At 59.0% G+C, this 14986-nt stretch carries 11 protein-coding genes and 3 pseudogenes; 11 read left to right on the top strand and 3 right to left on the bottom strand.

Going from position 1 to position 14986, the window contains the following annotated elements; genetic code table 11:
* The first annotated feature begins 138 nt into the window (after positions 1 to 138).
* Positions 139 to 2238, top strand: a complete 2100-nt coding sequence (locus BSP239C_RS06195; protein WP_101571001.1) for a DUF262 domain-containing protein — start codon at positions 139 to 141, stop codon at positions 2236 to 2238.
* Positions 2239 to 2377: 139 nt separating this feature from the next.
* Here the strand turns inward: BSP239C_RS06195 and BSP239C_RS06190 are convergent, their stop codons facing one another.
* Entirely contained in the window at positions 2378 to 3154 is a 777-nt protein-coding gene (locus BSP239C_RS06190; RefSeq protein WP_101570998.1) for an IclR family transcriptional regulator, read from the bottom strand.
* 76 nt (positions 3155 to 3230) lie between these two features.
* On the opposite strand from BSP239C_RS06190, the gene BSP239C_RS06185 reads away from it, so the two are divergent.
* From BSP239C_RS06185 to BSP239C_RS20925, 6 genes are all read left to right on the top strand, one after another.
* Entirely contained in the window at positions 3231 to 4211 is a 981-nt protein-coding gene (locus BSP239C_RS06185; RefSeq protein WP_180958936.1) for a 2-dehydro-3-deoxygalactonokinase, read from the top strand.
* Complete coding sequence (locus BSP239C_RS06180; RefSeq protein WP_101570994.1) at positions 4204 to 4818, top strand: 2-dehydro-3-deoxy-6-phosphogalactonate aldolase; 615 nt, start codon at positions 4204 to 4206, stop codon at positions 4816 to 4818. Before BSP239C_RS06185 ends, BSP239C_RS06180 begins: the two co-directional genes overlap by 8 nt.
* Positions 4815 to 6002, top strand: a complete 1188-nt coding sequence (gene dgoD, locus BSP239C_RS06175; RefSeq protein WP_257930114.1) for a galactonate dehydratase — start codon at positions 4815 to 4817, stop codon at positions 6000 to 6002. Before BSP239C_RS06180 ends, dgoD begins: the two co-directional genes overlap by 4 nt.
* Before the next feature lie 36 nt (positions 6003 to 6038).
* Positions 6039 to 7373, top strand: a complete 1335-nt coding sequence (locus tag BSP239C_RS06170; RefSeq protein WP_101570990.1) for an MFS transporter — start codon at positions 6039 to 6041, stop codon at positions 7371 to 7373.
* Positions 7370 to 8674 (top strand): MFS transporter, encoded by a 1305-nt coding sequence (locus tag BSP239C_RS06165; RefSeq protein WP_101570987.1) that lies wholly within the window; start codon positions 7370 to 7372, stop codon positions 8672 to 8674. The genes BSP239C_RS06170 and BSP239C_RS06165 overlap by 4 nt, the downstream gene beginning before the upstream one ends.
* A 662-nt stretch (positions 8675 to 9336) precedes the next feature.
* Positions 9337 to 10251, top strand: coding sequence for a DUF2971 domain-containing protein (locus BSP239C_RS20925; protein WP_219618852.1), 915 nt, complete (start codon positions 9337 to 9339; stop codon positions 10249 to 10251).
* A gap of 371 nt (positions 10252 to 10622) precedes the next feature.
* Here the strand turns inward: BSP239C_RS20925 and BSP239C_RS06155 are convergent.
* Positions 10623 to 10922: pseudogene (locus tag BSP239C_RS06155) on the bottom strand (transposase); the annotation flags it as partial.
* 129 nt (positions 10923 to 11051) lie between these two features.
* Here BSP239C_RS06155 and BSP239C_RS20920 point away from each other — a divergent pair.
* From BSP239C_RS20920 to BSP239C_RS06145, 4 genes and pseudogenes are all read left to right on the top strand, one after another.
* The gene (locus BSP239C_RS20920; RefSeq protein WP_219618851.1) at positions 11052 to 11339 is read left to right on the top strand and encodes an uL15m family ribosomal protein; all 288 of its coding nucleotides are present in this window, start codon (positions 11052 to 11054) and stop codon (positions 11337 to 11339) included.
* Positions 11340 to 11399: 60 nt separating this feature from the next.
* Positions 11400 to 12011 (top strand): annotated as a pseudogene (gene istA / locus BSP239C_RS21345) (IS21 family transposase); the annotation flags it as partial.
* Entirely contained in the window at positions 12012 to 12674 is a 663-nt protein-coding gene (locus tag BSP239C_RS21340) for a Mu transposase domain-containing protein (protein WP_374701022.1), read from the top strand.
* Positions 12671 to 13441: an ATP-binding protein gene (locus BSP239C_RS06145; RefSeq protein WP_101570983.1), complete on the top strand. Its 771-nt coding sequence runs from the start codon at positions 12671 to 12673 to the stop codon at positions 13439 to 13441. The genes BSP239C_RS21340 and BSP239C_RS06145 overlap by 4 nt, the downstream gene beginning before the upstream one ends.
* Positions 13442 to 13531: 90 nt before the next feature.
* Here BSP239C_RS06145 and BSP239C_RS06140 read toward each other — a convergent pair.
* Positions 13532 to 14526 (bottom strand): annotated as a pseudogene (locus BSP239C_RS06140) (ISL3 family transposase); the annotation flags it as partial.
* Positions 14527 to 14986: the final 460 nt, after the last annotated feature.

Here is a 14986-nt window from a genome sequence, read left to right as displayed (position 1 = left end):
CTCAGGCTAGCCGAACTGTTAGAGATTTGTGCAGGTCAAATGCTTTGTAGGACGCAGACGCGGATTACTAAGCAAAAACACGGAAAATGCTCAGACCCCGGAGAATCTCGGACCGTACATTACGGTATCTTGGGCAAGATGGAGACCTTCAAACGAACACCGATGCAGTTGTTCAACCTGCCTCAACATTTCGTCATTCCCCTATTTCAGCGTCCCTACGTGTGGAAAGAAGCTGAACAGTGGGATCCGCTGTGGAGTGATATCCGGCGTGTTGCTGAGCTGCGGATTGCGGAGCCGTACCGCGAAGCAACTCACTTCTTCGGCGCTGTCGTGCTCCAGGCGCAGGAAGTACAGAGTAGACGACTGATCGCCTGGAACGTCATCGATGGCCAACAGAGACTGACTACTCTGCAGATTGTCGCTGACGCAGCGTGTGCCCTTCTGGAAGAAGCAGATTATGTGAAACTGGCGAGCCAGCTGGATGATCTGACACACAACTCAGAGAAATACGTCGATGATGGCGAAAGCCGCCTCAAACTACGGCACCTGAATCGGGACGGCGCGGCGTTCACCGAAGTGATGCTCGCCGAGCCGCCCGTCAACTACGACCAGCTCAGGCAGCGAGACTCGCAGATAGTCGCTGCTCACCGCTATTTCTCAGCAGTGATGGAACAGTGGCTCGGCTCTCCGGAATCTCCGGACTTCGCAGATAAGGCGGAAGAACTGACGAATGTTCTCTTAGATGGGTTGCAATTCGTTTCGATCGAACTGGATGCTGCAGAGAACTCTCAGGAGATCTTCGAGACCCTGAATGCGCGTGGAACTCCGCTGACGGCTGCCGACTTGATTCGAAATTTCGTGTTCCAACGCCTGGAGCTTGAGGGCGCGGACACTGATCGCGCATATCGCGAAGAGTGGCCATTCGAGTCAAAGTTCTGGATGAAAGAGGTCAGCGTCGGTCGCAATTTCGTCAGTCGCAGTTCCCTGTTCTTCAACCAGTGGCTAGTCGCCATCACTGGTGAAGAAATCAGCCCGCAAGCTACCTTCTCGCGATTCAAATCATGGATCGAACATGATTCGAGGCGACAGATGAGCGACATTCTGCCGGAACTGCAAGTTCAGGCTGCTCAATATCAAGAACTCTCAGAATCGTCAGCCCGACCCGGCGGTAGCCTCAACTCGCCTCAAATGGCCTTCTATCGAATGGCGGCCAGCGGCATTGAAGTTCTCAAGCCACTTGTGATCTGGTTGTATGCGCCCGGACGCAATGTGTCGCAACATGACATCGACCGAATCATCAGAGCGGCCGAGAGCTGGATCTACCGCAGGCAGCTTCTTCGTCTGTCAGGCAGTAATCTAGGCCGCATCGTCGCTGATGTGATAGCCGCAAACGCTGAAGCGGACGCCGAAGACTTAGCTGATCGCGTCATTGGATATTTGTCACGGCTCAACGTAACCACGGCCTACTGGCCAGGAGATGAAGAGGTCCGCAATTCGCTGACCATCGAATCAGCGTATAGGCGCTTTCCCCGCGGACGCCTGCGCATGTTTCTTGAAGCTATCGAAGACCGATACCGTGCCGAAACGGGCCAGCCGCAGATTGAGCGCAATAACTATCCGATCGAGCATATTCTTCCGCGTGCTTGGAAGGACACCTGGCCGGCAAGCACCCTGGAAGCAGAGGAGGAGCGTCAGGAGCGCGTTCATCGATTGGGGAACTTAACACTGTTGACCAATTCATTGAATTCCAAGATTTCGAACGGTCCTTGGCGTTCGAAGCGTGCCGCACTCCTGCAGCATAATACGATCACGCTGACGGGCCGGGTCGTAGGCATGACTGAAAACCTTGAATGGGACGAAAAGCTGATCGATCAGAGAACCGCTGAGTTGATCGATGAGCTGCTCAAGGTGTGGCCAGTGCCGGAAGGCCACGAGGGGCGAGTAATCGATCCGCAGACGAAGGCGGGAGACTGGGTGGAGCTCAAACATCTGATCGAGGCCGGGCTGCTGGCTGGTGGTGATGAACTCTCGGCAACACACCGTGACTTCACAAGCTCCAAGGCGAAGGTGACGGCGGATGGTGCCATCGAATTCGATGGGAAAAAGTACTACAGTCCGTCTGCCGCTGGTTATGCACTGCGTCAGAAAGCCACGAACGGCTGGTATTTCTGGGCCGTCAATGACGGTCGTCGATTGAGAGACGTTCGTGCGGAGTTTCAAAATGCCGCCACTGACTGAGGGGCCATGACCCCTCCAATCTCGCAGCTGCTTACCGAGTGGGCTTTCCCCTAATAGTTGCGGGAGCTCTCGAGTTGCGTGAGATCCTCCAGGTATGTTCCTGCGAACGCAGGAACATACCTGGAGGAGACCCGAAGTCCTACCCCTGCCGGTACCCCAGCTTCACAGAAATCTCCCGCGCTGCTGCCTTCATCACCGGCACCAGTGCCTGCATCCGTTCCTTCGGCATGTAGGGACGAGTGGCCGACAGCGAGACTCCTGCAACAATGCTTCCGCTGCCATCCCGGATGGGCGCGGCCACACACCGGATCCCAGGTTCGTTCTCCTCGAGGTCGAGTGAGGCACCGTCGTGGGTATACCCGTGCATTCGATTGACGAACGCCTCCACCGCCGAGGCGTCTGTCCCCGGATTCTCGGCTGTGAACATCCGTTCCCACCGGTCCTCCTGGCCGAGCAGCAGCGCCTTCCCCACACCGGTGCGAGTCATTGGCATGCGGTGGCCTATGCGAGATCGCATCTCAGCACCGCGCGTCCCCGGAATCTTATGGAGATAGAGCACCGACTCACCATCCTCGACGGAGAGATGAATCGTGTCCTGTGTCCGGGCCGCGAGAGCCTCGAGGCTCTCCCTGGCGACGACCGGCAATGGATCCTGGTTGAGCGCGGTGAAGCCGAACTCGATGAGAGTGGGGCCCAGACGAAACTCTCCCGGTGAACCGTGCCGCAGATAACCCATGTGCACCAGCAGCTGGATCATCCTGTGCGCACTTGATCGACCGATTCCAGTGGTGTCGACGACGGACTTCAACGTGGTGGACCCGTGGGCGACGGCGCTGACGATCTGCAACCCTCTGGCCAATGTCTGAGTGCCCTGGGGAATCGCATCGCTGACAACGATTCCAGAATCTTCGTTCATTGCCCCAGTATGTCACCTATCCCACATATAGGGACACTGGTGGCGCATGGTGGAACGCCTGCCCATAGTGGCTCTTATGGCAAAACTGGCACCACCCGAGGCCCCGCAGATGATCGGCCTCGATTGGGGAACGAGCTCACTGCGAGCCTTCCTCATCGGCAACGACGGAGGCGTGCTCGCTGAACGCAACGGATCAGACGGAATCATGGCCGTCGGTCCGGACACCGGCGACCTCAAAGGCGACTTTTCCCGGCTCGCTCACGCCGCCATCGGTGACTGGCTCAGAGATCACGGCCACCTCCCTCTCCTCGCCTGCGGAATGATCGGTTCGACCCAGGGAGTCGCCGAGGCTGGATACCTCGACCTGCCCACCGAACTTTCTGCCCTGGGTAGGCATCTGACGTCGGTCGAACTGTCCATAGGCGAACTCCACATCGTCCCCGGGCTGCAGAAGACATCGACCGAGACGACTGCCCCCGATGTCATCCGTGGAGAGGAGACCCAACTGCTCGGTCTGCTCGATGCAGAACAGGCCGATGCGACCACGGTGATCCTTCCCGGAACGCACACCAAATGGGTCAAGTGCCAGGGCCACCGCGTGACTGACTTCTCCACCTCGATGAGCGGAGAGATGTTCGGTCTGCTGAGCACCTCGTCGATTCTCAGCCGTCTGGCCGAACCCACCGATGACTTCCACCCCGACGCCTTCGACTGGGGACTGAGTGTCGGGGCTGACGATCCCGCCGCGCTCACCTCCTCGATCTTCTCCGCACGCACCTGGGCCCTCGACGGACGACTACACGCCGAGGAAATCAACGACTACCTCTCGGGAATGCTTATCGGCGCCGAGGTGGCCGCCCAACTCACGACAACAGCCGACTCTGCCACCCCCTTCATCGTCTGCGGAACCGCGGACCTCACGATGCGATACTCACACGCCCTCCACCAACACGGGCGACAGACGACAGAAGCGGATCCGCGCGCCGCTGCCACTGGACTCTTCCGCATCGCCGAACGATCCGGCGTCGTGCCGACCAAGGAGAACACCAATGACTGACACCGTTCCCACCGGCCTCATCGCCATCCTCCGCGGGGTTCGCTCTGACGAGGTTCTCGACCTCGCCGAGGGCATCGTCGCCGCCGGGTTCTCCGCCATCGAAGTTCCGCTCAACTCACCGGACCCTTTGGCTTCGATCGCCGCGTTAGTCGAGAGGTTCGGCGACGCGTTGGAGATCGGAGCGGGCACGGTGCTCACTGCCGATCAGGTTCGCGAGTGTGAGCAGGCCGGTGCTCGCATCATCGTCGCACCCGACACCGATACCGACGTCATCAAGACCGCGCTCGGGATGGGGCTCACCCCGTACCCGGGAGCCGCGACCCCGACCGAGGCGTTCGCTGCCATCAAGGCAGGCGCCACCAAGGTCAAACTCTTCCCATCCTCGGCGGTCGGGATCAGCGGGATGAAGGCGTGGAACGAGGTTCTTCCTGCCGGCACCGAACTCTTTCCCGTCGGGGGAGTGGGAGCCGTCAACGCCGCCGAATGGCGCAACGCCGGTGCTGCCGGCCTGGGTCTCGGTTCCTCCCTCTATCGCCGAGGCGACCGTCCCGAAGACGTACATAACCGGGCACAGGCCATCGCCTCGGCGTGGGCCCAGGCCCACTGAACCCAACGACATACACCAGACGAAAGGCCAGACCAATGAAGATCACGTCGATGACGACGTACATCGTGCCGCCGAGGTGGCTGTTCCTCAAGATCGAGACGGATGAAGGGATCGTCGGCTGGGGCGAGCCGATCATCGAAGGCAAGGCCGCCACGGTTGCCGCAGCGGTCGATGAACTCTCCGATCTGCTCATCGGCAAGGACCCCGCGAATATCGAGGACCTGTGGACGATCATGTACCGCGGTGGCTTCTATCGCGGTGGGCCGATCCTCATGAGTGCGATCTCAGGCATCGATCAGGCACTGTGGGACATCAAGGGCAAGGCGCTCGGCCAGCCAGTGCACCAGCTGCTCGGCGGGAAGGTCCGAGATCGGATCCGCACCTACTCGTGGATCGGAGGCGACAGGCCCGGTGACACCGCGGCAGCGGCACTGGAGACGAAGAACCGCGGCTTCACCGCCGTGAAGATGAACGCGACAGAGGAGCTGCAGTTCATCGACTCCTACACCAAGGTCGATCACGTCATCGAAAACGTGCAGGCTGTACGGGAAGCCACCGGCGACGATTTCGGCATCGGCATCGACTTCCATGGTCGCGTGCACAAGCCGATGGCCAAGGTTCTCATCAAGGAACTCGAACCCTATCGACTCCTCTTCATCGAAGAACCGGTGCTCTCCGAACACTTCTGCTCGTTGCGTGACGTCATGGCCAATACGCCGACGCCGATTGCTCTGGGGGAGCGACTGTTCTCCCGCTGGGACTTCCGCGAGGTGATCGCCTCCGGTGCCGTCGACATCATCCAGCCCGATGTCTCACACGCGGGCGGCATCACCGAGACTCGGAAGATCGCGATGATGGCCGAAGCCTACGATGTCGCGCTCGCGCTGCACTGCCCTCTGGGGCCGATCGCGCTCGCCTCCTGCCTGCAGGTCGATGCTGGCAGCTACAACGCGTTCATCCAGGAACAGAGCCTGGGCATCCACTACAACACGAGCAACGACCTGCTCGACTACGTCACCGACCCCACGGTGTTCAACTACGACGACGGCATGATCGACATCCCTTCCGGGCCCGGGCTGGGCATTGAGGTCAATGAGGAGTACGTCATCGAACGTGCAGCTGAAGGACACCGGTGGCGCAACCCCATCTGGCGTCACACCGACGGTTCCTTCGCTGAATGGTGAGCAGGCGGATTCGGTAAGAGAGAAGGACGTTCAAGGATGAACTCACAGACTGCAGTGACAAAGCAACGTCGTGTTGCCTCGCCGGGGCGAGCCCGATGGTGGATTCTCGGCTGGCTGCTGGCAGCCATGATGATCAACTACATGGACCGATCGTCCCTGTCCATCGCCGCCCCGCATATGATCGACGAACTGGGGCTGACCGCTGCCGACATCGGCTTGCTGGGTACGGCGTTTTCCCTGACGTATGCGTTCTTCCAGCTGCCCGGCGGATGGCTGACCGACCGCCTTGGTGCAAAGCCGGTCTACGTCATTGCACTGGGCTTCTGGTCGCTGGCGACCTCGCTCATGGCATTTGGCCACCACATGTGGCACTTCATGATCTCGCGCGTCCTGCTCGGCATCTTCGAAGCACCGGTCTCACCTACCTCGGCGAAGATCGTCTCCGAATGGTTCCCGCCAAGGGAACGTGGAGCGGCAGTCGGAGTCTACGACTCGGGAAGCAAATGGGGCCCGGCGGTGGCGCCACCGATCCTCACCTTCCTTATCCTCGGGTTCGGGTGGCGTGCCATGTTCGTCATCCTCGGTGTGCTCGGAATCATCGTGGCCATCGGCTTCTGGGTCTTCTATCGGTCCCCGGAACACGACCGCAGGGTCTCAGCGGCTGAACTCGAACACATCCGGGCGAGAGAGGAAGACAACAACGCTCCGACAGGCCACATCCCTTGGCTGCGTCTCTTCACCAAGCCACAGACCTGGGCGATGGTGCTGGGATTCGTCGCTGTGGTGTGGACCCTCAACATCTTCGTGACTTTCCTCCCACTGATGCTCAATGACATCTATTCTGTCGCTGATGAAGCATTGGGTTGGTACACGGCAATTCCCTTCGCTGTCGGCGGCATCGGCGGAATCCTCGGCGGATGGTTCACTACGAAGTACTCGAGGATGCGGTCTCATCTGGCGCCTCTTGCCTGCAAGCGGCGGATTGCTGCAGTCTACGGCGGGGCGCTCGCCGTCTGTTCGATTCTCGTCGGAGTCACCACCGGCCACTTCGCTTTGCAACTGGCGGCGATGAGCCTGGCTCTGTTCTTCTGCGGTGCACTGAGCGCCGTGGGCTGGTCGATTCCCGCTGATGTCGTGACCGGAAGTCGTGTCGCATCGCTGGGGTCCATCCAGAACTTCGGCGGCTACTTCGCCGGCTCGCTCTCGCCCTGGCTCACCGGGGTGTTGGTGACGACAACGGGGTCCTACCTCATTCCATTCGTCCTCGGCGCCGTTGTTGCGGTGATCGCGGGGATCGCTTATCTGCTCCTGCTGCGTGCCCCGATTCGGGTTGCCGGCACTGCCTCAGAGATCGGAGACACCAGCTCATGACGAAAATCGCTGAGCACACGGCCACGCGGCCGACACGGATGCGCTACATCATCGCACTCCTGCTCTTCATCACCGTCGTCATCAACTACATGGACCGGGCTAACCTGTCCATTGCGATGCCGGCGCTTTCCCAGGAGTTCGATCTCACCACGGGCCAGCAGGGACTTCTGCTCTCGGCATTCGGGTGGACTTACGCCGCGATGCAGTTGCCGGGCGGGTGGCTCGTGGACCGGGTGAGGCCGCGGGTGCTCTATGCCTCCTGCCTCGTGCTGTGGTCCCTGGCCACGCTGTTCATGGGTATGTCTGGCGGGTTCGTCGCTCTTATCATCCTCCGGCTCTTGGTCGGCGGGTTCGAAGCTCCGGCATACCCGATCAACAACAAGGTGGCCACAGCGTGGTTCCCGGAGCGTGAGCGCGGTCGAGTCATCGCCTTCTACACCTCGGGGCAGTTCATTGGCCTGGCTCTGCTCACCCCTGTGCTGTCCTGGCTGCAGACAGTGCTCACCTGGCACTGGGTGTTCATCCTCACTGGTGTCGTCGGCGTCATCTGGGCTTCGATCTGGTGGTTCGTCTATCGCGAGCCGCGTGACAAGTCGGGAGTCAACCAGGCTGAGGTCGACCTCATCGCCTCCGGTGGGGGACTGGTCGACGTCGAATCCGGTGCGACGAAGGAGACCAAGCCGAAGCTCAAGTGGTCCGACGTGAAGGTGGTGCTCTCTAGACGGAAGCTGTGGGGCATCTACCTCGGCCAGTTCTGTCTGACGTCGACCCTGTGGTTCTTCCTCACCTGGTTCCCCACCTACCTCGTTGATTACCGCGGGATGGATTACATCGAGTCGGGCTTCATGGCGTCACTTCCGTTCATCGCCGCCCTGGTCGGGGTACTGCTTTCCGGGTGGGTCTCTGACCTCATGGTCAAGAAGGGACTGACACTCGGCACTGCCCGCAAGCTGCCGATCATCATAGGCCTGGCTTTGACGGTGTTCATGCTCGGCGCGAACTATACGGATTCGACTGCGTTGGTGATCGTGTTCATGTCGATCGCATTCTTCGGCAACGGCTTCGCCTCGATCACCTGGTCGCTGGTGTCCGCATTGGCGCCGGAGCGGCTGCTCGGTCTGACCGGAGGCATGTTCAACTTCATCGGCAACCTCTCCTCGATCGCCACTCCGATCGTCATCGGCTTCCTCGTCACCGACATCGACTTCGCCCCAGCGTTTGTCTACATGGCTGCGATCACCATCGTGGGTGTGCTGTCGTACGTGTTCCTCGTTGGGAAGGTTGAGCGGGTGGAGGAATGAGTGGCAATTCGCCGCTTCTGCGGATGCGACGATTTCTCGCTCGTGTGAATTCGTTGTTCGCCTGCAAATAGCTGGTGAGAGTCCCAGGTGGCTTAGGGACCGCTGGAGTCGTTAAGTCATCGAAGTGTTGGTGAACCTCAATCCGTGAAGCACGTTCACCAGCACACCCTTTCGCTCGGGTTTGGGAACTTGGAGCGCGAATTCTCGAGGGGAGATCAGTACTCGTACCTCGGCACGCCTCTCTGCGGTGCCGATTCGCCTGTACCAATGACAGTAGTGCCCTGCGGCAAAGAAGATCAGTGGTGATTCCCGCTAAGAGCACAGGAGCCTTCCTTCGTCCGGGAGGTGGCTTGAGCCTCGAAAGTGGGTTGGGCCCCGACCTGATAGGGGGTGTGCGTTCAGCTGACTACCTTCGTGAGGGATCCTGAAATCGCCCAGCCTCTTTGCCGCACGGAGGAGTCTCGTTCGATTGTGCTTATGATCTGTGGGTGGTCCTCAGCCAGACTGGACTCGATACGAGATGCCATCTTCGACTATACGAGGGTACGCAATCGGCGCGCTAGGCTTACACAGCTACGTTGCGTCCTATTGACATCCCGACGCGCTAACGGCATGCCGACACGGTTATGATCAGGTCTATCGACCTAGCGATTGGAACAGAATTGTCCGAACCAGAAGTACCGCGCCACGTCTTTCATTACACACAGCCGAGCGGGTTAATGGGTATCGCCGAGAGTCGCAGTTTTCGGGCAACTGAAGCTTCCGGGCTAAACGATCGCGACGAACTAATTTACGGCTGGACGATCCTTCCCGAACTAGTCCGCCGACAAGGCTATGCTGATCTTGCGAGCGAACTCGAGGCGGCTCGAGATGACGGCGAACGCCGTGACGTATTCGTCACTTGCGCCTCTGAGCTTGCGGACGACGCAGGACAGTGGGATCGCTACGCAAACGGAGGAAGAGGGTATTCCCTAAGCATCAATACTTACTTCAAATGGTGCATTCGGGTCAATAGGGCCCACCCTGGGCCCAGAAGTGACTTTTTCAATTTTTGGAAAGTTAAGCCCTGGAACCGAGTCCTTTACACAGAAGACGACATCCTCGGAGAGCTTAGTTCTTGGATACCGCGCACGGCGGCCAAGTATGAAGAGGACGAGGTACGAGCTAAATCCGCAGGAAGTGCTGACGACCATCACGAGTATCTATTCGATCAGCGAATGAACTTGCTCGCATCAGCCGACGACCTAATACATAGGATCAAACGGGAAGGATTTAGCGGGGAACGTGAATTTCGGCTGATAGCAGTAACCAACGATCTGGACGCAATCAAGTATCGAGAAAGTAGATACGGACTCGTTAGGTATGTAGATATCGTGAATTCCGCGAAGTCGTCGATCGACGATCGGATTTTATTCGATTCCGAGCACCCTCGAGAACTGCAAGTTGGTGCACCGCCGATTAGCGGAGTTCGAATTGGCCCTGCCTTTGACCCGGAAGGAGATAAAACGCTCGCTAATTATTTGGCCCGGAACGACATTCGAGCCAAGGTAAATACATCGGCAGTTTCTCTCAGGTGAATTTTCTCTGCTAAGGTGACGTGATACCCACCGAGAACTAGGTTTACCTCAACGATATGCCGTCCATGGGCACAGGCGTATCGTGCTCATCCTCTATTGTGTGGGCAGCCCAGGGTGGCCTTTTGGCTGGGTCGAGGCCTTTGGCTCCCCGTTCGAATTGTTTCCCTCGGTGAATAAGAAGCGGGTACTCATAGCAACCCAACTTCGCGCCGGAAAGTAGGTGAAGGAAATCCGGTGGTAGCTACTTAGAAGTGATGCCACACGCCAATTTTTAATCCTCAAAGTCAGTGGAACGTTTTATTTGTTCGGCACTTTGTTTTGACAACATGGCACCAGGGTTTTGTGATTGTGTGGGATGGAAAAATGGCTCTTCATAAATAGGGCTGTAGGAGCCTGCCCATTCCTCCGGCATGGAGGAGTGACCGGATAAGATAGTTGCCCCGGTTACGGAATCCCAGCGCGATACCCCGCAGATGCTCCAGCCTGCCGTTGATCGCTTCCGTGGGCCCGTTCGACGTTCCCGGGTGATCGAAATACGCCAGAATATCGCTACGACGGCTTTGAAACGTCGTTCGTAGACTCCGCAACCCCTTCAACTCGTCCGGGATCGTGTCGGCCAGCTTGTCGATGAGCCCGGCCATGATCGTTTTGCCTTTCTTCGGGGCGGCCTGTACGGAAGTGCCTTTCGGTAGCACCTGTGTAACGAAGTGGTAGCAGCTATGTAAGTACCCGGTAGCGGTAGGGCAAGATTGCTTTCACCCACGACAGCGAAGTCGTGATCAGTGAAAGGAATCCTGCTCATGGCCGACTACCGGCACATTCTCTCCCTGATCGTTCAGGGTTACTCCTACCGACAGATCGAAGCGATGGCTAGCTGTTCTCACCGCGCGATCGCGAAGGCCCGCACCGTCGTCAAGGACCAGTCGCTGACGACAACGGACCAAGTCGATGCCCTCACCGTCGCCGACCTCGACCGGTTCTTCACCGACGGCCGCAAAAGCGTCGATGGCGACTTCGTCCCGATCGATGTCGATGCCGTCATCACCGCCCGGATCGGACGAAAGAAGCCACCGTTGAAAGTGTTGTGAGCCCGCTACCTCAACACTCCGGCACCCACTCCGTCGACGCGGCACTACAGGTATGAACGGTTCTGCCAGATCATCGCCGAACACGTCCGCACCCACGACCTCACCAGCCCGATCACGCACACCCCGGGTCACACGATGCAAGTCGATTGGGCCGGCACCCCGATGTGGATCACCGACCCGATCACCCGCGCGCTCACGAAGGTTTCGATCTTCGTCGCCACACTGCCGTATTCGGGAATGATCTTTGCCTACGGGTGCCTGGATGAGAAACTCTCTGCCTGGTGCGATGCTCACAGGCGTGCCTTCGAATACTTCGGCGGCGTGGCTCAGGTCATCATCCCCGACAACGCCTCAACAGCGTCGAATCAGATCAGCAAGTATGACAAGACCCGCGACGTCAACGCCTCGTATGCCGGGTTCCTCGAGCACTACAACACGGCAGCCGTTCCGACCCGTGCCTATAAGCCGAAAGAGAAAGCGAACGTCGAATCCGGCGTCAAGATCGTCACGAACTGGGTCATCCACTACCTCGCCGACCAGCTCTTTGCTGATATCGATGACCTCAACGACGCAGTCGCCAGCCGGGTGGAGTGGATCAACGATCGCACTCCCTTCCGCAGCCAATCCAGGTCCCGGCGTGACTGGTTTTCCGACGATGAAGCTGGTGACCTCATCAGCCTGCCCGACCAGCCCTGGCAGGACGTGAGCTGGAAGAAGGCGAAGGTCTCCCGGGACTGGCATATCCAGATCGAGACCATCAAGTACTCGGTGCCCGCCACCTTCGTCGGGACCACCGTGGATGTGCGCATCGTTGGCACCAGGCTCGACGTCCTCGCCGGTGGCGACATCGTCGCTAGCCACCGAGTGGGTAGGAAGAAGCATTCATATGTCACCGATGCCGATCATGCGCCAGCCTCTCAAGGCCAAACCACTGGGCTGTGGACTCGCGGCTACTTCCTCCGCCAAGCCGCGAAAGCAGGGCCGAACACGGTTGAAGCGCTCACCCGGCTGCTGGATACCAAGAAGATCGAAGCCCAAGGATTCAGAGCCTGCATGAACATCCTGTCTCTGGGCAAGGGCGATAACCGGCCCCTGCTGGAGCAAGCCTGCCAAACACTGTGTGCCGATGAGCACCGGCCGATCAGCTACACCGCGGTCAAGCACCAGCTGACTGCTATTCGCGCCCAAGCCAAGCAACGACCTGCAGTCACACCGCCACCATCACCGGCCCCAGCCGCGGCTGTGTCCAGGGATACCAGCCGGGCTCACCTGACTGGTGTTGATCAATTCCGCCTCACGGCGCTAACGAACGATGAGAAAGGATCCGACCAATGACCGATCACCTGACCACTGATGACATGGCGACTTTCACCCAGTTGCGGATGACCGCGTTCGGGCAGGCCGTGATCGATATCGCCAACGATTCCGCCTACGACGACTGGACGTTCTCTGCCAAAATCCACCATGCTCTCGACATCGAGCTTGCCGCCCGGGCAGAACGCCGCGTCCACAAACTCCTCAAGGCCTCTCACACACCGAACCCCGCAGCCTGTGTCGAAGACGTCCGCTACCTGCCTGATCGGACGCTGACTCGCGACGTCGTCGATCGGCTCGCTTCATGTGCCTGGATCGACAATGCGACGAACGTGATCATCCTCGGCAAAACCAGCGTCGGCAAGTCCTATCTGGCCCAGGCCCTGGTCAACGCTGCCTGCCGAAAGGACTACACCGTCGCGTACTGGCGGCTGGACGATCTGGGGAATCGGTTGGCGGTCTACCAGCCGTCTGACCCCGGAGGATTGAAGTTCCTCGACAGGCTGCGTCACTGCGATGTCCTCGTCCTCGACGACTTCCTCACCACTCCGATCACGATGGACACGACCGCCAAGATCCTCAACATCCTTGCGAGCAGAGAAGGCCGCGGAGCCACGATCGTCACGTCCCAGTTCGACCCGGAAGACTGGTACAAATCACTCCACGACGCCGTCATCGCCGAGTCGATCCTCAGCCGACTGGTATCTGTCAGCGAGATCGTCCAACTCGATGGCCCGAACATGCGCAAGACAACTCGACAACAACCCGAAGCCGATAGTCCGGCGTGATCGTAGACTGGGAGCGCGGGGCGCCAGAGTGCTGCTACCGGATCCCCGCGCTCCTGCTACCATTTCGTTCCACGTCCGCTACCGGAAGGCCCTTCTATACACGGCCGCGTAGGCCTTGATCGTGTCTTGGTAGAACTGCCAACACGCCACCAACGCAGCATGATTATCGGCGACGAAGAGTCGAGTCGGTGTTTCTGCTTCTCAGATAGCAGCCCAACTCGGGTACGGATCGTTTTCCGAATCCCGTACAAGTCATCACCAGACTGGCCCCGACGACCATGGAGCTCGGTCTGGAGGCATCTCCTTGTCTCATCGAGCTTCGTTCCAACGAGAGCAACAACATGGAACGGAACCATGACCGTGACCGCGTCCGGGACTAGTTCGGTCGCGGCTTTCTTGTACCCGGTGAAGGCATCCATAGCGACGTGGGCGATTTCGGTCCGGAAATCATCGGGCTGATTGTTGAGCCAATCATAGAACACGTCGGCCGAACGGCCGGGAACGATGCCGATCAACCGTGCTGGCCTGTTGGTGAGGTCGACGATGACGGTGACCCACCGGTCGAGACCGCGATGGAACCAGCAATGTTCATCGACGCCGATCGTGGTGACCCCATCAAGCCTGGTCGCAGCGGCAAGCAGCAACGTCCGGCCGAAATCAAGCACTGCCGAGCAGACTGTGTTCCACGACGTTGCAAGGTTCCTCGCGATGGCGTGGATGCTCATCTTGTCGATCACGACGGATTTCAAAGCTCAAAGACGTGCGCGCCGAGAAAGCTTCGAGCGGCCCACACACGCTTTCGACGGTGATTGCGACCACCGCCGGTCGCAGCTGGGGCACGCGTGCGTGCGGATGCGGATGGCCAGGGTCACGGCTGTAAGCCCGATCGGGGGATGGGCGAGCCGGCGGATCCGTGTGGATCGGACTCGAGCTGGCTGCTGGCATTCGAGACAATCGACGTTGCCGTCGGTGATCAAGCACAACGCGGTCAAGTGCCTACCTGTGTGGTGTTGGGCGATCGCGGTGAGCCCGAGCTCATCCAGGCGGGGTGCGGTGTCGAGGCAGTGCGGGATAAAGTTGTGCATCAGGGACCTTGGATCGTGATGGAGTCTTGAACACCTACATCATTGCACCCAGGGTCCCGTTATCGTTCGAGGTTGCCTCAGCTCTTGAGCACCGCCCTATTTATGAAGAGCCGGAAAAATTGGCGTCATGTACGATTCACTTGTACTCTGAATGTGGATTCCGGAAATGTGAATATCAGCGTACTCGAACCATTATAGAGAAATGGGGATCCGCAAGTGTTGAAGTACGTGCAGGAGTTTATGTACTACGAGTTTGCCGTCCATACCCCACAATGAATTTCTCTTGCAGGGGGCCAACCCATCACAACTTGCTGAAATGCGAGAACGGTCTATAAGTTAGCAGTTTGTCCGGCAGCACGTGAGACCAGCGTTCGGCCGATTTCATCCAGGACGACGACGTCGGGGTGAAATACAAATGGAACCTCAGATGCTTCGCCTATCACGTTTTGACGGCGGCGTG

Source organism: Brevibacterium sp. 239c (assembly GCF_900169365.1).
Lineage (GTDB): Bacteria > Actinomycetota > Actinomycetes > Actinomycetales > Brevibacteriaceae > Brevibacterium.
This window is presented reverse-complemented; position numbering and strand designations above follow the sequence as displayed.